Source organism: Pseudomonas sp. MC6 (assembly GCF_054790575.1).
In genome coordinates this window covers 2,585,319-2,605,803 of the sequence record NZ_CP186504.1, presented here as the reverse complement: position 1 = coordinate 2,605,803, position 20,485 = coordinate 2,585,319, and the positions used below count along the sequence as shown (strand labels likewise).

Sequence of the window (20,485 nt, the reverse complement as noted above, 5' to 3'; positions counted from 1 at the left end):
TTAATGTTTATGGTTGTTCGAATTCCCGCGGACATCCATGACTGTCCCTTTTGCCTCGACATTCCCCTCCACACTCAGATTTCCGCTCAACCGCAGGTCACCCTTCAGCGTGACCTGCGGGATGCCTAGCGTTGCTGAAGGTGCGTTTAAAATTAACGGCCCGCTGGCCTCAATCGTAATATTCCCCTCGCACTTCACCATCAACGTCCCCACACACTCCAACTGCATTACCCCAGCCGTCCGGTCGTAAGTCGCCACCGTCCCATCGCTATACCGCACGTACTCCGTGTCCTCATCCACCACCGGTGGTGGCTCCGCCGTTGAATAAATCCCGCCCAGATAAACCCCGCCCACGCCGTCCGCATCCAGCAGCACTGCCACCTGTTCGCCGATTTCAGGCATGAGTGGGCGGCGTTGGGTGCCTTGGGTGTTGCGTTGGGGGATGTTGAGCCAGTGGGTCTGGAGGCCGTCGCGGTCGTCTAGGCGGACGCGTAGGCGGCAGGTTTTGTGGTCCAGGGCGGTGACTTCGCCGTATTCGAGTTGGGTGGGCATGGGGGCTCGTTTTGGTCTGGTTAATTGTTGGGTGTTTGGGCTGGCCTCTTCGCGAGCAGGCTCGCTCCCACAGGGGATTGTGTTGTGTCAGGGGTTGGGTTGGATTTTTGAGACGTGTTGGGTGGTGGTGTAGCCGCCTTGGCGGGTGATGCGGTGGGTGGATGAGGTGATGAGGTAGTGGCCGTTGAGTTGGCCGCTGGCGTTGAGGGTGATGGTGTTGCCGCTGGTGAGGTGGGGTTGGCCTGTTGTGGTCCATTTGCCGGTGGTGCGTTGGCGGTTGGCTTGGGCGAGTTGGGCTTTGGCTTTGGCGTGGGTTTGTGCGGTGGAGGTGGTGCGTTGGCGGTTTTTTTTGGTGTCGGCGCTGGTGGTGGTTTGGGTGATGCTGCTGGGGACGGCGACGGTTTGGTGGTTGACTAGCGTGTAGGTGATGAGTTGTTTTTTGGCGGGGTCTTTGTGTTGGATCTGGATGGCTTTGGGCAGGGTTTTGATTTGGTCGCGCAGGTGGATGTTGGCCAGGTCTGTGAGGTGGTGGGTGGCGACGGGTGTGGTGTTGGCCAGGTGTTGGATGGCGTGGAAGACGAGTTGCTGGCCGGTGATTTTGAAGGCGTAGTCGTAGGTGTTGGCGAGGTCGCGCAGGAAGGTCAGGTCGGTGTCTTGTTGGGTCAGGCGGTCGAGTGGGATGGGTTCGATGTGGCCGACTAATGTGAGGCCTTGGCGGGTGGCGATTTGTTGGGCGATGGCGGCCAAGGTGAGGTTTTCGTAGGCGCGGTGTTCGAGGGTGCGCAGTGGGCTGTTGATGCCGGTGGCCAGGGCGTGGATGGTGATGGTCGAGGGTGGGCCGTTGAGTTCGACTTCGTCGATTTCGAGGCGGCCGAGGGTGCGCAACGGTGTGCCCTCCCAGCCGATGGCCACGGTCAGGGTGTCGCCGTGGCCGGGGTACCAGGTGCTGCGCCAGTGGCCTTGGGTGTCTTCGAGTTCGACTTCGAGGCTGTCGGCCTGACCGGTCAGGTGGTCGGTGTAGGTCAGTGACAGCAGGTGTTGGCTGACGTCGCGGGTGATGTTGTGTTGTTGGTAGGTGAGCACAAAGCGGGCCTGCGGGGCGTGTTGGTGGGTTAGCGCATCCATGGCGGAACGTCCTGTGCGGTGGGCCGTGCGGCGAGTAGCGGAATGGCCAAGGTCAGCCCCGAGGGCAGCGTGGCATTGAGGGGCACGTTGGGGTTGGCGTCGGCGATGGGGCCGTAGCGATGGGCGTCGCCGTAATAGCGCCAGGCCAATTGGTCCCAGCGCTCGCCTTCGGTGGTGTGGTGCGGAATGAACATCAGATTCTCCGGGTGAGGACGTCGGCCGCCAGCCCGGCCAGCCGCTCGTTGGCGCTGTCGAGTACGGTGATGGCCTGGTCGAGGGTGGCGTGTGAGGCGCTGAGGCGATCGATGATGTTGGCGAGGTCGACGGGGTTGAGGCTGGCGCGGGCGCCGATGACGCTGGCCAAGACGTCCTCACCCACGCGGGACAAGTCGGCGCCGTCACGCAGCAGGCCGGCGACGGTGACGAAGCCTTGCAACGGTTCGAGGGCGCGGGCCGTGACGCCGAGCAAGTGCGGGACCTGGCCGAGGATGATCGAGGGGTTGCCGCTTTGCGCGGCGTCGTAAAGTTGTTTGCCTGCGCGCAAGACGTTGCCGGCGGTTCGGGCGTGGCTGAGCACGCGTTGGGCAGTGCTGGGCGTCGACGCCTGGCGCGAGATCACCCCCGGTGAGCCGAGGGCCGTTGCCGGGTCGTCGACGGTGGGATCGAGCAATCCGGGGTGATGGGGTTTGCGGACGAAGGCGCCGGTGTATTCGCGCAGGCTGAGTTGCACGGTGGCGGCCATCAATTGGCCGCTGGCGGTGGCACGGCGAACGGTATTGCTCAGGTGGGTGATGACGTAAGGCCCGAGGTATTCGCCGTTGCCCATGACAAAGGCCAATGGTTGATGCTGACTTTTGGCCACGCGCAGTGCGCGCAAGCGTTGTTCCGGGTCGCCCAACAGCGGGTGCAATTCGATGCTGAGGTGACATTCGTCGAGCCCTTCGCCGACCCACTCCAATAAGGGCTTGCCCTGAATGCGTGGGTGCTCGGCCCAGTCGGCGGTGCCACTGTGCTCAAGGGCACTGATGCCACCGGCAACGGTGAACTCAATGTTGCCCAAGATGGCAAACATCAGACGTCGCCCTGCGCTGACGGGCCGTAACAACGGCGGCGGGTGTCGTGCAGATAGCGTTCCATCATGCGCATCCATTCGGTGTAACTGGCTTGCAGCCCTTGATGAATCGCGTCCATGCCGGCGCCGGCGGGCACGTTGATCTGCGGCGAGAAATGAAAGGTCATGGTGGGCGTGGCGGCGGATGCCGATGTGCCGGCCCCCATTCTGCTGGCTTGGGTGACTTGCATCAGATTGGGGGGCGCCATGTCGACGCGGCTTTGTGCGGCCATGCCCAGTGCGGCCTGTCGCACCAACCCCGCCTGGCTGCTGATGCCCAAGGCGGCGCCCTGGCTGATGTTGGCGCCGTAGCCGATGAACACACGGCTGGGCGACTCGATGCCGAGGGTGTCGGTGAACCAGTCTTTGACGGCTGAGCCGATGCCGATGACGCTGTCTTTCAGCTGGCCGGCGTTGTTGCGGATACCGTTGACCAAACCGCTGATGAGCAAGCTGCCGAACTCGGTGAATTTGCCGGGCAACTCAACACCCAAGTAACTCATCACGCCGGCGAATGCGCGGTACAGCCAACCCAACGGGGAGAAGTTGACCAGTACCCCGAGGATGCCCGACAGGCCACCGCTGAAACCGGCCTTCACTTCGGCCCACAAACCGGTGAAGAAGGTTTTGATCGGCTGCCAATAGCGATAGATCAAATAGGCGGCCAGCGCGATGCCGGTGATCAGCAGGCCGATCGGGTTGAGCATCAGGGCTCTGCCCAGCCAGAGGATGGCTTGGCCTGCCAGCTTCAAACCGAACAACAACGTGCCGCCCAGAACCTTGCCCAATAACAACCCGCCTTTAGCGGCCAACTTGAGTGGACTGACCAGCGCGAAGAGCATGCCGCGCACGAACAACCCGCTGTATTTCGCCACCGTGAGCAGGCCCGCGCCGACTCGTTTTAATACGCTGATCAGCGGCGTGAATTTTCCCATCTGCCACGCACTGCGCAGCAAGGTGAATTTCGCCGACAGCGCCGTGACGGTGGTGGTCATGGCCACAAACGGCGCCATGATCAAATTGATGCCGTAGGCCAGACCGATGAACGCCAATTTGCCGAGCAACAGACCACCGACCAACCCGACCACGCCTTTGATCAGCGCCGGATTTTCACCTGCCCAGACCGAGAACGAACGCATCAGCGGCACGACGGCGCGGGTGACCTCGATGATCGCGGGCAACAACGCATTGCCGACGGAAATGCCGATGTCCGCCAGATTGATGCGCAGGGATTTTAATTGCTCTTTGGTGCTGCCCATCCGCTTGATCCAGTCGTCATCGAGTACGCCCTGATCCGCTGCGTTTTGACTGCCTTGCTGGATGCCGGCCAAGTCTTTTTGGTTGGCCAGTGCCGGTCGGATGAAGGACAACACCTGCTGGTCGGCGAACAGCTCGCCGAGCTTGTAGGCCTCGTCCAGTCGAGCCAGTGCGATTTGCTGCTCGTGCTGGTCCTTGATGTGCAGCGCCTTGCCGTATTGCGCGGCAGCGGCTGGCGCTTTTTGGCCCAAGTGTTGGGTGAGGACGCTGAGCATGGCTTGGGCCGGTGACAACCCTTCGCCGACCAGATTTTTGAGGCTGCCTTTGAGGTCGATGCCGGCCTTTTCAAACGCCTTGAGGGTGTCTGGTGCGGTGAGTTTGGAGAGGAAGTTTTTGAAGTTGTTGGCGGCCTCGTCATTGCTGCCGGCACCGCGACGGGCGATCTGCAGCGACGCGCCGATTTCCGCCACGGCGCGCTCGCCGGTGATGCCGAGGGCGGCGAACTGGGGCGTTAATTGCGGCAGCCATTTGGCCATGTCGGCCAGCTCGAACTGGCCGCTTTTACCGGCAAAGGCCAGCATGTTCATCGAGCGCTCAAAGCCGACGGCGCCGATGTTGAGGTTGTCACTGAGGGCGATGGCCACCGCGCCGAGGTGGTCCATACTGGCGCGGGTGGCGGTCGCGGTTTTGGCCATGATCGGGGCGTAGGCCGTTAATTGCTTGAGGTTGTCGATGCCGCCGGCGATCAACACGGCGGTACCTTGGGCGACGTCGGTTTGGGTCTGGTTCCAGGTGATCGCCGCGCCGCGCATGGCCATGCTGAGGCGCTGTTCTTGCGCCGGGTTGAAGCCTGCGCCGATGGCGAGGTCGCGGGTCTGGTCTTGAAAGTTGATGGCGGTTTTCATCGATTGAACGATCGGCGCGCCCAATGCCGCGCCGGTACCGACGACCTCCATGGCCTGACCGCGTAACTCACCGCGTTCGGTGCGGAGGGCCTTGCCGCGCGCCATGCTGGCCGTGAGACGTAATTGCTTGGCGTTGAGCTGGTCGAGGGTGTGGCCGACCGCGTCGTACTGACGACGTAAGCGCTCGATGCCCGTGCCGCCCCGGGCCAATGACGCCGACAGCTCATTACCGATGTGCTGTTGCTTGAGCGCTAGCCCGTCGACGGCGCGGCCCAATTGGCGCACGGTGGACTTGGCCGAGCCAAACGCTGCGTTGAGGCTGCCGGAAACAACGGCACCAATTTTTAAACCGATGAGGACTTCGTTGGCCATCGTTGCTACGCTTCCGGCATGTTTGAAAAAATCGCACTGCGCACCGCTAAAACACTCTATGCACTGGCCATCGGCGCCGGTGTGATCTGGCTGGCGTGGCTGTGCCTGGTGCATTTGCCATGGTGGGCGGCGATCGTGGCGTTCTGCTTGGGGTTACCGTTACTGGCCCTGGCCGCCGCCCCTGTTGCGGCGGGCGGCGCCTTGCTGGCGGGGCTGGCGGTGGGCGCGGTGACGCTGATCAGCTACGCGATGGCTCGGCGAGTTCGAGCCGGCGATTGATTTCGCGCTGACAGACGTCGACCCACCGCCAGTAATCGACCATGTCGAGCCGTTCGATTTCAGACGGCGGCAATCTCAGGACTAACAGCAGCGCCTCGTCCCAGGACTGGAGCAAGGTTTCGGCCGGCCGCCATTTCCCGCAACACCTCGGTGGCGAGGGTTGAGTCGGCGATGTCGAACTCGCCCAGGTCTTCTAAGGTAATGCCCAGCAGCTTGGCGACCAGTTGGTCTTCCATGGCGCCTTCGTCTTTGGTCACCGCTTGCGCGGCGCTGATGTCTTTGCGTTTGAGGCGCTTGATGGGCAGCGTTGCCAGCCGGTCGCCGCTGGCGCTGGTGAAGGGGAATTTGAGGGTGAAGGTGTGTGCGTCGTCCATGTCATTGCTCCGGGTTCATCAGTGGTCTGCAGTGGAAGCCTGATGTTGGAGCAGCATTGAGCGACTGGCTTTTAATCGGATTTAAAGAGGCGGCATTGAGCGGAGAAATTGCCTATGATCATGCGGCCAAGGCACAGGTCTGTGGCCTTCAAGGAGATAGCTGGATGAGTACTGATACCAAAACTCAATTTAATCTGCTGACCCGCAAGATCATCGAGCTTCTTGTGAGCGCATGCCCCGCCGCCATCAAAATTACGGGTGAGACGTTTGAGCTTCCTAAAGGCAAAATGGAGGAAGTAAGTATTTCAGGGCTTTTTGCTAGTGGTTTTTACAGCGAGTCCCCTGAGGAGGAGTTTCTGGGTAGTACGTTGAGGTGGCTTCAGGATGAGGGCTATATTAGGTCCCCCGCCAGTGACCACTACGTCGCCACTCTGAAAGCGCTGACACTTGCTGGCGCTATTCCAAACGCCCTTTCTTGATGATCAAAAGGCGGTCAGCCTTGGGCTGACCGCCTTACTTCGCATCACACCCCTTCACCATGCGCCGACTATTCTGGTGGCACCACGTTATCCAGTGCTTGGTTCACCGCCAACTCCCCCAACATAACGACCTGCGCAATGCCTAACAGCGCATTGCGGTTCGACCCCTCCAACGTCCCCGCAAAATTCCCGAGCATGACCGTGGTCCAGGCCAGGGATTCGCAGGCATTGACCAGCAAGGACTCGGTATCGGATTGCGGGTTGACCATGAACAGGTTGTTGGGGATGTAGGGCGTGGCCATGATTTGCACGGGCACGAGGTAATGGTCGAGCGCACGCTCGGCTGCTTCATGGAGCTTTTTGGAATTGAACGATTCGTAAGGCGACGCCGGGTCTGTGACTGGCGGCTTGGGTGGTGTCTTGGACATCAGCTTTAACTCCGTGTAAACGCTGCTTGAGGTTTGAGAACAGGCGTGACGCCTGTTCATCTCGATCGTTGATGGCTTGCGTGCCAGTCAGGGGAACGCCCCCCAGACTGGCTGACTTGCCACTAGCTCGGTAAGCGTCGGGCATCCAATACCCGGTTGACGATGAGCTCACTGAGCATGATCACCTGTTGCAGGATCAGCATCGATCGGCGCTGAGGGGTGTCGACGGCGCCGCCGATATCACGGGCCATGTCACTGGCCGCCGCTAACGTTTCACTGGCTTCGACGAGCAGCGTTTCTTCATCCACGGTGGGGTCGATGAGGAAGATTCTGCCGGTTTTTCGTGTAGGAATTGAGGTCTTTAGCGCGTCGGGGTTGAGATAGAAGTTGATGGCGCGGTTAGTCGCCTCTTTTATCTTCTGCGGTTCAAGCGCTGGGTCGTACGGGATTGGACCGGAATCGGTTTCCGGTGGGTTTGGCGTAACTTTGAACATAGATGACACCTGTTTTTTGATATTTAAGGAGCCATCACTCTCGCTACCAAACGAAGGGTGGTGGCCATACGCAGGTTGGTAGACCGGTCAAAAACAGCAAACCCCGGCGCTCACGAATGAGCCCCACGCATGGACACCATAATGTAGAGCCTAAAAGAGGCTGCAATTAAGGCGACGGGATGCGGCTGTAATTTTGAATACGGGCTACCAAACCCGACCACTGTTTTGCAGTGACAGGGAAACGATATAGCCCGCCTCAAAGCCGCACAAGCCGGCGGATTCTGAAGCACCCGTAGGCAATGGCGCAAGGTGCTGTAGCCTTTATGGCGTAACAGTTGGTGTAATTTAAACGCGATCGCTTGGTCGTGTTTAAGCGCGGCGGATTGTAAGAATCTTCCGTAGTTATTTGGCGGTTTAAAGCGAGCATGGTGCTGGGTTGGATACCGCTGCACGACACCCACCCTGTCTAGGAAGGCAGTGGATGACGTAGACGGGCGCGGTTTTTTTGCACGGGCGCTAGCATTGGGCGTTCACCCAAAGCAGATTGTTGGTAGGTAGGTATTTAATGCGGTCGGGAATGGCGCATTCCCTTTAAGGCAAAGGGAGGCAGCTATGCGAGGCACCGACAAAGGCCCTAATCAATGCGACAGTAACACCCTCGCACAGCCACCATAAAAGTGGCCGGTCTGCAAAAAGATGCCGACTGTACGCCTGCGATTGAGTCGCGGATTTTGCAATGCCGGAGTGACCAAGGGGGCCCGGCGTACAGTCGTCATCAAAGCTCAGGCAGTGAGCAACCGGTTCTGTCCATAGAGGCACTTGCGTGCTACTGGTTGCTCTGCCTGGTCACTGTGGGCGGTGACGGGAGACAAGATACCGGTGGGCTGACAGATGCGCTGCCGGGGGATTCTGTGTTGGTTGTAGGCAATGGCGCTGAAGGATGTAGCATCGCAGATCAGACTGATTGATCAGGGAGTGTGACCTACAGAATGGCGTGACATTTCAGCAAGGCACCACGCCCCTTCGCTTCTGCCAATCCATCTGCAGTCTAAAGTCGCTTTTACCATTCTTCGTTTCGCCCTGATTGGGCTTGCGGAGCTTCATAAAATATAGAATAGTGGCAGTTCGCCCTCGTAACGAGGGCATATTTTTGTCTTTAAGACTTCATTTTGACACCAAAATGGTGTCAGTGTTTGTTTTGCGTAAGGAGTGATTTTTATGGCGAGAATTAACATTCGTGAATTACCTGACCACATTCACAAAGCAATCAGCGATTCAGCGGAAAGAAACAATCGTTCGACCGAAGGGGAAGTTCGATCCATTCTGCAGAGCTACGTTTCGAGCTTAGAGGTCAAACCTGCCCCCATCGAGACCCTTCGGCAGAGTTGGCAAAAAGGCGTAGGCAATCGCTTGGACCAACTGTTTGCTTGCGTGCGTAAAGATCAGGTTTTTGGTTTTGGTGATCGTCAAAGCCTGGTGGGTATTGCGCGAACGATTGGCGAAGACACACCTGCCCACTTGTTGGACTGCATGGAGGGTATTGCCTCTCCCTCCTTTGAAATGCTTGATCGTGTTGTCGCTTGGTCCGGTGGATCCTACGAATGGTTGGTTAGCGGTCTGGGGACGGTCTTTCCTGTGGAAAACCTCGGTAACGACTACCACGATTTTTTCTTGCATGATCGGAAGAGCAAACACATTACTTTCCATCTGCTACGCGTCTGCGGCGGGCGCTGTGAGGGGATGCTGTTATGCTTTCGGCACGATTCAGTGAAGCAGACCTATGCCAGTGGGTACATGTACGCCAACTTCAATTTAAAGGGCGGGATGGGTTCTGGCGGGCATCACAAACTTAGCCAGTTTATTCGCTTCCTGAAAACACAGTGCGGTGATCGAGCTTTCAAAGCCTATAACTATGAAGAAACTGAAGTGAATACGGAGCAAGGTACTCACCATCCTGTGTACTACATTCGTGCCGCCAGCACGGCCAACTGGTTACGTATGTTGTTTGATGGACAGGATCCGGATGACTGGTTGGAGGGCTATCGGTCAGCTTGGAAGGAAATTGCCGAGTTGCCGTTTGGGAATGGCGAGACTGAGTGAGATCGGTGCGCTTGAGTCCAGATGCGTTGCGTTAACCGGCACATCTGTTCTCAAGCTCCTTTCTGCAAATCTCAGACACCTAAAGGTCCAATGATGCCTTTCGCAAGCAATTCATCTAAAACCGAATCCGAAATTAGAGGTTCGTCCGCCTCGACCTGATCTGCCAGATTTAGAAACCAGTCATACTTGTCGACGTGCTGAGGGAACCGAATCTTTAACTGTTGCACTCGGTTTTTGGCAGATCTGAACCAAACACTGTTGAACGGATTGACCAGATTGAGGCCCTCGAAGTGCAAGAGCGGCGCCATGTATGGACCATCTCGAAATCGAAGTACCCAAAGACCTAAGGGTATTTCCACTTCAGGTGATAGTGCGACGCCGGGAATCTTTACGTTGGATTCGAGCCGCACCGCCCTCACCAGAGCATCGCTGACGACAAAAAGATTCCCGTTGCTCCTATCCTCCCAATATTTGCCATAAGCGATGCCTCCTCTTATCAACCAATTCTGAGCGAGGGTGGCGAACCATAAGCCTTGCACTGCGTACAGGAGTGGAGGCAGCTCATCACATACGATGAGGATCGAGTCCGAATACATAGAGATATTGGCTTTTTTCGGGAATGGCCAATCAGAAATGCGTTCACTGAATTCTCTATAGAGACTTAGCGTGGCTTCGAACTCATTTTCTACAGCATGGGAGAAGCCGAGCACGTCGCAGAAGGCGACGTACTTGTTGGGAATGGCTTCTTCAGCCAATGCCGGGTCTATGTGTTCCACGGGGCGCACTCACGTTTATGGGTAAGAAGTGACTACCCAACCCAAGATAGTCGCGTGCAGCTCTTTGCACCAATCGGCATCGCGAGATGCGGAATGGCATGCTTCAATGTGCACCATTATTTCAATCGACCTTTGCCCCCATGCCGAACAATCCCGCAATAGACACGACTGTACTGATTACGATTTTAGGGCTGATAGCTGCTGTCTGGGCTGTCGTTCCGGCCAGTACGCGCCTGCGCTTTCGGCTGGGTATGTCATGGGTTGACTGGTGCGTAGCGATCGGCGTTTTTCTCGTTGTGCACTATCTTGTTTTTGAGGCGTTTTTTCGATCTATCGGGCTGTATTACAGCTTTGGCCCTTGGAAGTGGGGGCTAGATAAGGGAAGCTCGGTTTACTTGCTGTTAGTAGGTCTGGGTTTCTACATACTTTTTCGTGCTCGAAAGCCAAAACTTGCAAACGGGAAAGTGGGGGTGTTCGAAGCACTCGCGAATACCCTGCTTTTAACAAAGCGTTACGATGAACTTTTTACCCTGATAGAACCCCATATATTCAAGCTGTTTAAGCTCACGAAGCATCGTCCGTTGCTTATGAAATGGCTCGATAAAATCAGCTTCAAGCCAATTGCTTCGACGTTTTACTGGGACGACGGAAATCTAGTGGTTCAGTCGGAGCATGAGAATATCATCTACACGCGTTATCGCTCAGTGCTCGCCAAACTGAAATCGAGTTCCTACTTTCAAAATCATCTTGCTGATCAGGCGCGGGATCTTGTAAAAAGCCTGCTTAACCACCCACAGTTTGTAGCTTATCTCGGCGTGTATCACCCCCATTTTTGCTTGAAAATATTGGGAATACCTGAGGTGGTTCGGGAGGATTTTACAGATTTCTTTGTGACCAGTCTTATTGCTGATAACAATAGTCTGCTTTACAGCGAGTTGAAGAATAATGAGAATTTAAACGGCCGTTATCGACTCGCACTGCCAAGCTCGAATCGAATTTTATACTTCTTGTTTAAAGATGTAACAGTAGCGCAGAATCTAGCGTTGTACCAACCCATCGGCGAAAGTGTATGCAGGTGCATTGATGAGGACCGCACGCTCGCTGATGCCTACAATTTACCATTGGGATACTACGATGAGTCGGGGAAATATAAGTGCCCGATTTACGCCGGCATAAAGCTTTTTGAGATCATGATCCACGAGGCGATTCACCAAGGTATACAAGATCATCTTTGGCTATCATATTACAGATTTTTCACCGACAAAATTTTGAATCAGCTTCGTGATCAGCAGCCAGATGACACTAACTCAGAATGGCCAACACCTTTTCACTATCTAATCTGCAAGATTGTCACAATTACATCCAATTGGATTGATGAGTGCATTGAGGTAGATGTGTCACTTATCTCTGAGGAGGTCCAAAAGGAACGCGGCTTTGATAATCAGTACATCCCCCAAAAAGCTGTCTCAACGCTAGCGGCAATTGTTCAAATGATTTTGATTTCGCCAAAAATTGACGACAGGTTCAAAGGTCACGTTCTAGGGATCTGCTTGGAGCGATTTAAGCGCTTTCATGGTAAAAAAATCGCTGGAAAAATTTCACAAAAATTCATCAGTTTAATGATTGTAGGGGATGGATATGTTAAGGACAGCTACAAGCAAGAACTCAATAGAATTTACCAGATGCTAGATCCTGCTCTAAAATTTGATATAGGCGACTTTGATAAGGCATTAAAACAGTCATTGAATGTGTAGAGCTTCTAAAAAATTCTGTGATATTTAACCGAGTTTGGAGTATGCAAAGTGACGGAGTTGCTCGCGCGTATCTGGATGAGTTTTACGGAAATTCCTATCGGTGCCTGGGCCGTGATTGGGCCTTTAGTGGCTGTTCTTCTCACAGTATTTGTGAATAATCTAATTGCGCGCAGAGTGCTTGAGGTGCAACGTGGATCGCTCGACATCCAACGCCTGACAAATGTGCGATCAGCATCTACGTTTATCGCAGAAAAACGGCAAAAATGGATAGACGACCTCCGTAACGACGCTTCAAAGTACCTGTCTTTATCTTTAGAGATTTCCGAGGCATGGAAGCAGCTTTATTGGAAGTGCAACATTGAGTACGACGAGCATTATCATCACGATCCTCAAGGCGTATTTCGCGCTTGCGAAGCTTTACGTATAAAGTTTATTAGCGAAAATGCAGCGCGTGACAGTGAACACCATCAACTGTATATGCGCATAGTTTTACGCTTGAACAACGACGAGGAGGATCATTTGAAACTGATGTTCACACTTGATGCGCTGCGGACTTGCATGAGTGATCTCGCGGTGTCTGCATCAAAAGGGAACTATTCGAATCAAGCACCTCTAGATGCCGTGAGAAAAAACCTGGATGCGGCAAAAGAATGCACTAAAATTATTTTGAAGGCGGAGTGGGAGAGATTGAAACGCGAGATTGCAGATCCCGACAGATTAATTCGAGATATCCTTTTAGGTGGTAAGGCTCGGTGAAAGTTTAACTGAACGCCGTTCCAGTGTAGATCAAGGCGCTGTTTTTTTATTGCAGCGCCTTCTTAGATAACCGCCTCGCCCCCAGTGAGTGATAAGGCTACAAAGGCGACACCTGTGAAGCGCCGAGTTCGGTCAGTTTTGAATCTAATATTCTTAAGTAAGAAACTGCCGATCGGTCATAGTGCTGAAGCAGTTTTTTGGTGTGCTTTTGCAAGGATGCTTTTGAATTGATTTTTTCAAATAATTCGTCAGTATCTTTATCGTCTCCGACGTCGTTGATTGCGTCCTGTCTCTTGGTTACAGATCTCGCGTAGCACTTAATTTCCGAAGAGAGCTTCTCAATGTCATAGTCTTCCTCTTCTCCAGGTGGAGTGCATGGATCAGGCGAAGCCAAGTTGTTAGTGGGGCTGATATCAATCTCATCAATATGAATAAGTGAGTTTGCAGTATTTTTTCCGAAGTATCTTGAGAGTTTGAAATGTTCCGATATTAACTGCTGGCGCCAGCCTCGTCGGAATTCCATGTATTCCTCTAGCGGCCCTTCAGAAAATTCTTTCGAGCCCTTGTGCTCCATCTCTTTCACTAATTTGGCAAGGGCGTTATAGCCGTTATCCAAAATCCGGCTAGTTTCCTGAGCCGTTGCCTGAGCATTGTCTAGAAACCTTACGTCGTCAGCTCGTTTTTCTTGTCGCGCCTGTAAGTAGCTTGTACCTGCGAGCGTTATAGCAGCAGTGAGGAGTGAAACCGACAGTGTCTGGGACCACGACAAATCAGCCATCAACAATTACCTATCTTTATTAATTCATGTTTTACATCGGCAGGTATTCAGGTTTCGTGAGTAATGGTCTCCATCCGCTGCAAGGTCGAGGGGTTAAGCCTGCCCAATATTTCTGCGATACTTCGCCAACTGATCCTCCCCACCCACTCGAAAAATATTGGCTAGATAATCCAACAAAACCACCTCTTCACCATTGATCATCTGCCGCACATACGTCGCCGAAAACGGCGTCTCGTACTTCGTCGGATCCCGCGGTTTATGCGTGCCCAACTGGTACTCCTTCCCGGTGATGGTCATGGTCGTCACCAGCGGCACTTCGTTCACCAGCCCGCCGTTGTTGAACACCTGCACATTCGACCGGCACTGCAACTGCACGCTCTTGAACGGCGTCACCAGCTTCCTGGCGGCCTCCACATACAAGCTGTTCCAAGTGATTTTCCCTTCCAGTTTGTCGATGCCATCCGGCAGTTCGATCAGCCCGACCATGCCCAGCCCTTGAAAGTCGCTCATGACGGTTTTGATGGTGCCCAAGTCGATCTCTTCACACTTGCCAAAGAAGCTGGCGCCATCGAGGTAGAGGTTGGCGTTGGAGATGCGGTGTGCGCTGAAGCCTGCCATTTATACGGTCCCCAGGTTGACGAGGTAGTCGCCGGTGATTTCGGTTTCGAAGGTGCCGCGTTCGAACGGCAGCGGCACGGTGAGTTTGTAGTTGAACAGTGCGTGGCCCTGTTCGAGTTCGGTGCTGGGGTTGCGCGCCGGGTCGTACCAGCATTCGCCGCCGACCAGGGCGCCGTCGCCGATGAGTTTGCGCAGGAACAGGTTGACGCTTTCGGTGAGGCTGGTGATGAGCGCGGTGGTGATGGGCTGGTCGACGAACTGTAAGGCGCTGTAGCGGATGGATTCGTCGATGACGTCTTTGGTGCGGCGTACGTTTTCGAAGTTGCGCATGTGGGTGACGCTGGGCCATGCGGCGGTGCGGTTACCCCACAGGCGCAGGCCGGTGCCGTAGGCGTTGAAGACGGTGGTGATGCCGTTTTCGTTAAGCAAATTAACTTCGCTGTGGGGGTCGTCGATGCGTGCGGTTAATGGGCGTTCGAGGCCGATGACGCCGAGCAGTGGCTGGTTGGAACTGCTCCACCAGTAGCCGTGGTCGTTGTCGATTTTGGCGCGCAGGCCGGCGGCGCGGATGGACAGCGGTTGCAGGCGTTCGCCGTTGCTGGCGGCGTCGTAGACGCGCACGTGGGGGTAGCAGAGGCGCACGCGATCGCTGCTGGTGTTGAAGTTGATGTCGCCGGCCGCGCCGCGTCCCGCTAGCACTTGTTGGACGGTGGCGCCGATGGGGGCGTCTATGTAGGCGACGCCGCCGACTTGGCTGGCGGCGGCGGTCAGTTCTGCCGTGACGGGTTTTAGGGTGCTGAAGCCTGGGGCGATGAAGAGTTTGGGGAAGAAGCCCAAGTGGTTGTAGCTGTCTTGAAAGGCTTTGAGGCCGGTGCGTCGGCCGGCTTGGTTGAGGCTGCCGATGATGTCGGCGGCGCTGACTTTGGCGGGGTCGGTGTAGGTGTAGTTGACCTTGATGGGGGCGTTGGCGGGGATGGTGCCGGTGGCCTGTCGGGTGATGAGGCCGGTGGACATTGAGACGGTGTAGTCGGTGCCCTGCAGGTAGGCGTCGGTGCCTTCGGCGGGCATCAGTTGCAGTTGTTGCAGTGCGTTGTGTTCGAGTTGTAGCTGGTTGTTGTCGGCGAATTGTTTTAGTTGGCCGGTGACGGTGCTGTGGTGGATGGCTGGGTCGAGGACGTTGACGACCAGCACGGTGCCGGCGCCGAAGTCATAAATGCCTTGCAGCGCTTCGGGGATGCTGTGGCCGGTGGTGTGCGGGCCGAATTGGGCAGCGTGGGTGTCGTTTAGGCACAGGGTGAGTTCGTTGATGGGGCCGGTGGGCGCGGTGCCGACCAGGGCGATGACGGCCGATTTGACGACGCGGATGGGGCGCGGGCCGCGCTCGATTTCGGTGGTTTCGATGCCGTGCAGGTAGTTGGCGGGCATGGGTTATTCGTCCTTGGCCGGGAGTTGTGGTTTGGGTGCTTTGGCGGCCGGTCTTGGGTGTACCGGGAGCGGTTGCAGGTGGTTGAGGGCGAGCAGGACGCGGGTGTAATCGTGGTCGGCGGGCAGTTCGACGGGCTCGCCGGGGTGTAGTTGTCTGTCGAGCGTTTCGGCGTGTTGATCGAGACGCAGCGAGACGCCGCTGGGTGGGCCGTTGTAGCGATAGCGCGTGAGGGTCATGGGGTTTGCTCGAATTCGGGGTGTTTGAGTAAGGGCCCGTGCTGGTCAGGGCTGGCTTGCAGTTGGGTGGCGCGGGTGGCGTAGTCCTGGGCGTATTGCCAGACGCCGTTGCTGTGGCCAATGAAGTGTTCGGCGAGCGGACGGCAGGCTTGGTCGGTGTGTGGCGGGACCCACCCGGTGAGGCTGGCGCGCAGTTGGTCGAGGTGACTGATGACGCCGTCGGTGCCGTTGAGTTGGCGAAAGATGAGGGTCAGGCGCAGGACGATCTGGCGGGCCTGGACGGTGGCGTCGAGACTTTCGGTGTGGCCGAAGGTGGATTTGCCGTAGGCCAGGAGGACGGCGCCGCGGGGGTGGTTGAGGCGGTATTGCTGGGGGTTCTCGGGGAAGCGTTCGACGATGAGTTGGTGGCCGAAGTCGGCTTGCAGTCGGCCGAGCATGGCGTCCATGAGTTGTTCGGTCTGGGTGTTGGGCGTTGGGGTCATGGGTAGCCCTGCCAGATCTGTGCGGTGAATTGTTGCGGGCGTGCGCGTACGCGAATTTCGCCGGGTTCTGGCATGGCGTGACCGCTGGGCAGGCCGAGGGTGATGACGCCGTCGCGGATACTTTCGAGCAGTTTTAGGGTGTCTTTGCGGGCGCTGATGACGGCGTCGGGCAAGGCGCCTTCGGGGCGACGCTGGTAGAGCCAGTGCCGCGCCAGATAAAGCACGGCGTCGCGCAGGACGGTGGGTACTGGATCGAGCGGTAATTGGTAGCGGCCGCGCAGGTAGCCGTCGACGAGTTCTTCGGCCTGGCGGACGCTGTTGGCGATGACAATTTCGTCGGGCTGCCGGGCGGCCGGGTCGTCGTTGGAGAGCTGGGTGAGCGTGATCAGCGGGATGGCGTTGCCGAGGTCGGCGCGGGTGCAGTAGCGCATGGTCAGCCGGCCTTGAGTTCGACGAGGGCTTCGGGGAATAAGCACAGGGCCAAGGGGTTGGCTTGGGCTTCGAGGTCCCAGCCTTTGCCCATCTTGCGAGGCTCGGCTTTGCTGTAGTACGGCTGGCCAAGGGTGTTGACGGTTTCGTTGTAGTTGGCCGGGGCGTTGAACAGGCGGAAGACGCCACGGGCGACGGGGAAGACTTGGGCGACGTCGGCGGGGATGAAGCGCTGGCCGCTGACGGTGACGTCGTATTCGATGAATTGGATGCCGCCGAAGGTGAAGCCGTTGCGCAGGTCGCCGCCGATGCGGTCTTGGGCTTCTTGGTAGTGGGCGAAGGCTTCTTTGACTTTGGCGTGGTCGGTGAAGGCGTCGAACCAGTCGGGCCCGCAAAAGGACCGGAAGCCGGTGACCATGACGCCGCCGAGTTTGGATTCGGCGTGGCGCTTGGCGTCGAGGCAGGCTTTGCGCACGTTGGTGCCGGGGCTGCCGAGGGCGACGGTGACGCTTTTTTGTTGGACGTCGAATTCGTCGAAGAGGTCGAAGAGCAGCGAGCCGTCGGCGTCGAGCAGTTGGCCGCGCAAGGCGCCGACGCGCTGGAATTCGCGGGTGGTTTCGATGCTGTTTTTGAGGTCTTGCAGGTGGTCGTTGATGACGGTGGCGATGGGCGCGGTGGCGCTCTCTTGGCCGAAGGCGGCAATGCCTTGCAACTGGCTGGGCAGGATGGGCCGGCTGATGGGCAGGTGCAGGGTTTCGAAGGTGCGGCGTTTGCGTTTGTTGCCTTTGACGGGGGCCGGGTCGTCGTTGCGTGAGGTGTTGGGCACAAGAACGAGGCGGCCTTCGCGCTCGTCAATGATGACGCTGGTGCTGGTGACGCCTTTTTCGTCGAACAGGCCCATGGCGCCGACTTTGCCGGGGATGGCCGGGAGTTTGTTGACGGCGGCGGTGAGGTTGGCGACGGTGAAGAGGTCTTGCAGGTTCATGGGGTGGCTCCGTTAGAGGGTGGCGCGGGCGACGATGCCTTGGGCGTTGAGGTCGTCGAGGGCGGCGGCTTTTTGCGGCTCGGTGATGCCGGGCGGCCAGACGAGTTCGGGCAGCGCGAGGACGGCGCCGCGGGCGATGACGACGGCGGGTGTGTCGCCGGCAGTGGCGTCGATGTGTTCGGCGAGGACGGCGACGGCCTTGTTGGCTGGGCCGGTGCCGGCTGGGTCGAGGGCCTGGTATTTGCCGGCGATGTTGGCGAGGACTTGGCCGAGGGCGTAGTCGCTGCCGCCCAGCAGCGTGATGCGGTCTTTGGTCCAGCCTGGGCTGACTTGGACGAGCAGGAGGTCGCCGAGGTCTTTGGGTTGGTTGAAGGTGGCCATGGTTAGCCCTGCCTTTGGGTGCGGGATTCGGCGTCGGCGAGCAAGGGGTTGGTGGTTGGATTAGATGTGTTGTTGGCGCGGTGTTGGGTGGCGATTTCGGTGAAGCTGATGGCGCCGGTGAGGTCTTTGAAGAGGGTTTTGAGGCCTTCGGTTAACGGTTGGCGCTGCTCGCCCTCGCCGAATTGCAACGGTGTTGCTCCGGATTGGGCGGCGTTGAGGGCGGCGATGACGACGGGCGCGTGCAGCGGCTTCATGCCGGCGGCGACGAGTTGTTCGGCGTAGGCGACGCTGGTGGTGTTGATGGCTTGTTGGGCGGCGGCGCGGGCGGTTTGGTCGCGTTGGGCGAGTTCGGTTTTGAGGCGCTGGTTTTCGGCCTGGAGGGTGTCGGTGTCGGGCACCTTGGCTGGGGGCGTTTGGGGGCTGGCTTGTGGTGGCGGCGCTGCGGGGGCGCTTTCGCTGAAGTGGATGACGCCGGGCTCGCTTTCGGCGAGTTCTATGGGGCGCAGGCCTTTGACGGCCGGCGGCTGGGCGCCGAGGAAGCCGACGTGGCGCAGGTAGTAGACGCCGGGCACGGGGTTGTTGGGGGCGGTTGGGTGGTAGAAGGAGGCGGAGATTTTTTTGTAGCGGCCGGCGGCGAGTTGTTCGGCGAAGCTGGGGTCGATTTGTTGGGGGGTGGCGATTAGGCCTTCGGGGGTGGCGGTTAGGGTTTGGACCCAGCCGGCTGCGGGGCTGTTGTGTTGGGGGTGGCCGATGACTAGCGGGGCTTCGTGGAGGGTTGGGTTGTAGGCGGCTACGGTGGCGGTTAGGTCGGATTGCGTGAAGTTTAGGGTGGTGCCGCAGGAGGCGGTGTGGAGGCCGGGTTTGAAGATGTGGAGGGGGTTCATGGGGTGCGCTGCCAGAGGGATGGTGTGCGCAGTTTGGGGTGGTGGTTTTGGTGAGGCTTTTAATCGGGTTTAGGGAGGTGAGAACGTAATTGTTTTCTGGAACGGCTTGGGCCTAATGCGTTTTGGATGAGATCATTCCTGTTGATTTTTCGCGATTATTAAATGAACAGGGATAGCCGTATGAGTGATAAGTCGGAGGTGGTTTGCTCCACCTGCGTCGTTGAGCCTTTTCTCGCTTCGCGAATAAAGCGCAAGGGCATCAAATCTGTGTGTTGCCTATGTGGTGCCACCAGAAGGTGTATTTCTTTGAAAGGGCTGGCTGATGATGTTGAACTCATTCTCAGCGATCACATTTGCGTAGCCGAGTCCCAATCGCATCGCTACGGTTATCAATACTCGGGAGATGATCTGGACTACTGGGTCAGCGAAATTTTTCAGTGTGACAATGACGTACCAATTGTGCGTGCCATCTGCCGCGAACTGGTTAGGCATAACGGTTCAAGACATCGTAGATTCTCTGATGACGATAGCTACGTTCGACTGCCTGCGATGCCTATTGATGCCGAGACCGATTGGATCAATTTCACCGATGGTTTGAAGCATGGCGCCCGTTTTTTCAATCATGACGCTCAGAACTTCCTGAAATGGCTCTTCAAGGACGTGGATCGTTATGGCTCCCTGAAAGGCTCGCGTGTTATTCAGACGCTTCTGCCGTCGGGTAAGCCAATTTATCGCGCACGCCTGTCGAATTCAGACGATGACCTAAATCCGATCATCAAGGCGCCGCGCGAAAAGCTTGCGGCACCCCCTAAAGAAAAGGCTCGGTCAGGGCGAATGAATGCGGAAGGCGTCCCCGCTTTTTATGGCTCTTTTGAGCGCAATACCTGTGTCGCAGAGCTCCGGCCTCCGGTAGGTGGAACTGTTGTCAGTGGAAAATTCAAGGTTACACGCTCGTTGCGGGTTTTGAATTTCCACTATCTCGAGAACGCATATTTGGGGCCTCACCCTAGCTACTTTGACTCTACCTTCAGAACTAATTTCGCGCGTAGAGAAATCCTGAGAGCGCTGCATCAGAAGATCACTACCCCTGTGCTTCCCGGCCAGGAAAGTAATTATCTAGTCACCCAAGTAATTGCGGAGTACCTCGCTAGGCAGCATTCACAACGCTTTGATGGGGTTATTTTTCGATCAGCGCAGCGAAAAAACGGGAACAATGTTGTACTTTTTGCGCATGCCATCTCTACGGATCCCATTCCAGATGAAGACGGATTCTGGGACCCGAAACCAGTAGAGCCAGGAATACAATATGTCCCAGAAAGCCTGCGACTGCATGACATTCAAGGGGTGCGTTTCACGGCCCCTTCTGAAAAAATCCAAGACGGCCACTTGCCAAAGCCCAAGGTGAAACACGAAGAATGGGGCTGGTAAGTGATGTGCACTTGAGATTCACTGCCGAACTGGAGTGTGCGGCTTTATAAAGCCTTTAAGAATGGCTTTTGTCGGC

General features: G+C 56.9%; 24 protein-coding genes. 6 read left to right on the top strand and 18 right to left on the bottom strand.

What is annotated here, in order from left to right:
- The 5 genes from ACOYXE_RS11655 to ACOYXE_RS11635 form a co-directional block, all read right to left on the bottom strand.
- A complete protein-coding gene (locus tag ACOYXE_RS11655) occupies positions 1-552 on the bottom strand; it encodes a phage baseplate assembly protein V (RefSeq protein WP_460929308.1) in 552 nt (183 codons plus the stop codon).
- 87 nt (positions 553-639) lie between these two features.
- Positions 640-1,677 (bottom strand): phage late control D family protein, encoded by a 1,038-nt coding sequence (locus tag ACOYXE_RS11650; protein ID WP_460929307.1) that lies wholly within the window; start codon positions 1,675-1,677, stop codon positions 640-642.
- Positions 1,665-1,871 carry a tail protein X gene (locus tag ACOYXE_RS11645; protein ID WP_016987145.1) on the bottom strand — a complete coding sequence of 69 codons (207 nt, stop codon included), beginning with the start codon at positions 1,869-1,871 and terminating at the stop codon, positions 1,665-1,667. The genes ACOYXE_RS11650 and ACOYXE_RS11645 overlap by 13 nt, the downstream gene beginning before the upstream one ends.
- Complete coding sequence (locus tag ACOYXE_RS11640) at positions 1,871-2,749, bottom strand: phage tail protein (RefSeq protein ID WP_460929304.1); 879 nt, start codon at positions 2,747-2,749, stop codon at positions 1,871-1,873. The genes ACOYXE_RS11645 and ACOYXE_RS11640 overlap by 1 nt, the downstream gene beginning before the upstream one ends.
- Positions 2,749-5,322: a phage tail tape measure protein gene (locus ACOYXE_RS11635; protein WP_460929302.1), complete on the bottom strand. Its 2,574-nt coding sequence runs from the start codon at positions 5,320-5,322 to the stop codon at positions 2,749-2,751. Before ACOYXE_RS11635 ends, ACOYXE_RS11640 begins: the two co-directional genes overlap by 1 nt.
- Before the next feature lie 18 nt (positions 5,323-5,340).
- Between ACOYXE_RS11635 and ACOYXE_RS11630 the strand changes: the two genes are divergently transcribed.
- Positions 5,341-5,601, top strand: a complete 261-nt coding sequence (locus ACOYXE_RS11630) for a hypothetical protein (RefSeq protein WP_460929300.1) — start codon at positions 5,341-5,343, stop codon at positions 5,599-5,601.
- Between the two features lie 59 nt (positions 5,602-5,660).
- On the opposite strand, the gene ACOYXE_RS11625 is transcribed toward ACOYXE_RS11630, so the two are convergent.
- Entirely contained in the window at positions 5,661-5,975 is a 315-nt protein-coding gene (locus ACOYXE_RS11625; protein WP_038369209.1) for a phage tail assembly protein, read from the bottom strand.
- Between the two features lie 56 nt (positions 5,976-6,031).
- Here ACOYXE_RS11625 and ACOYXE_RS11620 point away from each other — a divergent pair, with 56 nt between their 5' ends.
- Positions 6,032-6,454, top strand: coding sequence for a hypothetical protein (locus tag ACOYXE_RS11620; RefSeq protein ID WP_460929298.1), 423 nt, complete (start codon positions 6,032-6,034; stop codon positions 6,452-6,454).
- 68 nt (positions 6,455-6,522) lie between these two features.
- Here ACOYXE_RS11620 and ACOYXE_RS11615 read toward each other — a convergent pair whose 3' ends face one another.
- Positions 6,523-6,882: a DUF6124 family protein gene (locus ACOYXE_RS11615; RefSeq protein WP_460929296.1), complete on the bottom strand. Its 360-nt coding sequence runs from the start codon at positions 6,880-6,882 to the stop codon at positions 6,523-6,525.
- Between the two features lie 122 nt (positions 6,883-7,004).
- On the bottom strand, positions 7,005-7,376 hold the full coding sequence (locus ACOYXE_RS11610; protein WP_016987152.1) for a DUF6124 family protein: 372 nt from the start codon (positions 7,374-7,376) through the stop codon (positions 7,005-7,007).
- Positions 7,377-8,594: 1,218 nt separating this feature from the next.
- Between ACOYXE_RS11610 and ACOYXE_RS11605 the strand changes: the two genes are divergently transcribed.
- Positions 8,595-9,476 (top strand): FitA-like ribbon-helix-helix domain-containing protein, encoded by an 882-nt coding sequence (locus tag ACOYXE_RS11605; RefSeq protein ID WP_123375347.1) that lies wholly within the window; start codon positions 8,595-8,597, stop codon positions 9,474-9,476.
- A gap of 71 nt (positions 9,477-9,547) precedes the next feature.
- Here ACOYXE_RS11605 and ACOYXE_RS11600 read toward each other — a convergent pair whose 3' ends face one another.
- Positions 9,548-10,252: a hypothetical protein gene (locus tag ACOYXE_RS11600; protein ID WP_460929293.1), complete on the bottom strand. Its 705-nt coding sequence runs from the start codon at positions 10,250-10,252 to the stop codon at positions 9,548-9,550.
- Positions 10,253-10,392: 140 nt separating this feature from the next.
- Between ACOYXE_RS11600 and ACOYXE_RS11595 the strand changes: the two genes are divergently transcribed.
- A complete protein-coding gene (locus ACOYXE_RS11595; RefSeq protein ID WP_460929291.1) occupies positions 10,393-12,006 on the top strand; it encodes a hypothetical protein in 1,614 nt (537 codons plus the stop codon).
- Positions 12,007-12,054: 48 nt separating this feature from the next.
- Positions 12,055-12,762, top strand: a complete 708-nt coding sequence (locus ACOYXE_RS11590) for a hypothetical protein (RefSeq protein WP_460929289.1) — start codon at positions 12,055-12,057, stop codon at positions 12,760-12,762.
- Positions 12,763-12,859: 97 nt separating this feature from the next.
- On the opposite strand, the gene ACOYXE_RS11585 is transcribed toward ACOYXE_RS11590, so the two are convergent.
- From ACOYXE_RS11585 to ACOYXE_RS11545, 9 genes are all read right to left on the bottom strand, one after another.
- On the bottom strand, positions 12,860-13,540 hold the full coding sequence (locus ACOYXE_RS11585) for a hypothetical protein (protein ID WP_460929288.1): 681 nt from the start codon (positions 13,538-13,540) through the stop codon (positions 12,860-12,862).
- A gap of 93 nt (positions 13,541-13,633) precedes the next feature.
- Positions 13,634-14,158 (bottom strand): phage major tail tube protein, encoded by a 525-nt coding sequence (locus ACOYXE_RS11580; protein ID WP_460929286.1) that lies wholly within the window; start codon positions 14,156-14,158, stop codon positions 13,634-13,636.
- Positions 14,159-15,583, bottom strand: coding sequence for a phage tail sheath subtilisin-like domain-containing protein (locus tag ACOYXE_RS11575; RefSeq protein WP_460929284.1), 1,425 nt, complete (start codon positions 15,581-15,583; stop codon positions 14,159-14,161).
- Positions 15,584-15,586: 3 nt separating this feature from the next.
- On the bottom strand, positions 15,587-15,820 hold the full coding sequence (locus tag ACOYXE_RS11570; protein ID WP_460929282.1) for a hypothetical protein: 234 nt from the start codon (positions 15,818-15,820) through the stop codon (positions 15,587-15,589).
- The gene (locus ACOYXE_RS11565; protein WP_460929280.1) at positions 15,817-16,302 is read right to left on the bottom strand and encodes a Gp37 family protein; all 486 of its coding nucleotides are present in this window, start codon (positions 16,300-16,302) and stop codon (positions 15,817-15,819) included. The genes ACOYXE_RS11570 and ACOYXE_RS11565 overlap by 4 nt, the downstream gene beginning before the upstream one ends.
- Entirely contained in the window at positions 16,299-16,733 is a 435-nt protein-coding gene (locus ACOYXE_RS11560; protein ID WP_460929278.1) for a gp436 family protein, read from the bottom strand. Before ACOYXE_RS11560 ends, ACOYXE_RS11565 begins: the two co-directional genes overlap by 4 nt.
- Positions 16,734-16,735: 2 nt before the next feature.
- Positions 16,736-17,716: a major capsid protein gene (locus ACOYXE_RS11555; protein ID WP_212809729.1), complete on the bottom strand. Its 981-nt coding sequence runs from the start codon at positions 17,714-17,716 to the stop codon at positions 16,736-16,738.
- A 12-nt stretch (positions 17,717-17,728) separates the two neighbouring features.
- Complete coding sequence (locus ACOYXE_RS11550) at positions 17,729-18,097, bottom strand: head decoration protein (protein ID WP_460929276.1); 369 nt, start codon at positions 18,095-18,097, stop codon at positions 17,729-17,731.
- A 2-nt stretch (positions 18,098-18,099) separates the two neighbouring features.
- The gene (locus tag ACOYXE_RS11545) at positions 18,100-18,981 is read right to left on the bottom strand and encodes a phage protease (protein WP_460929273.1); all 882 of its coding nucleotides are present in this window, start codon (positions 18,979-18,981) and stop codon (positions 18,100-18,102) included.
- Between the two features lie 180 nt (positions 18,982-19,161).
- Here ACOYXE_RS11545 and ACOYXE_RS11540 point away from each other — a divergent pair, with 180 nt between their 5' ends.
- Positions 19,162-20,409 carry an RES family NAD+ phosphorylase gene (locus tag ACOYXE_RS11540; protein WP_460929271.1) on the top strand — a complete coding sequence of 416 codons (1,248 nt, stop codon included), beginning with the start codon at positions 19,162-19,164 and terminating at the stop codon, positions 20,407-20,409.
- Positions 20,410-20,485 lie beyond the last annotated feature (76 nt).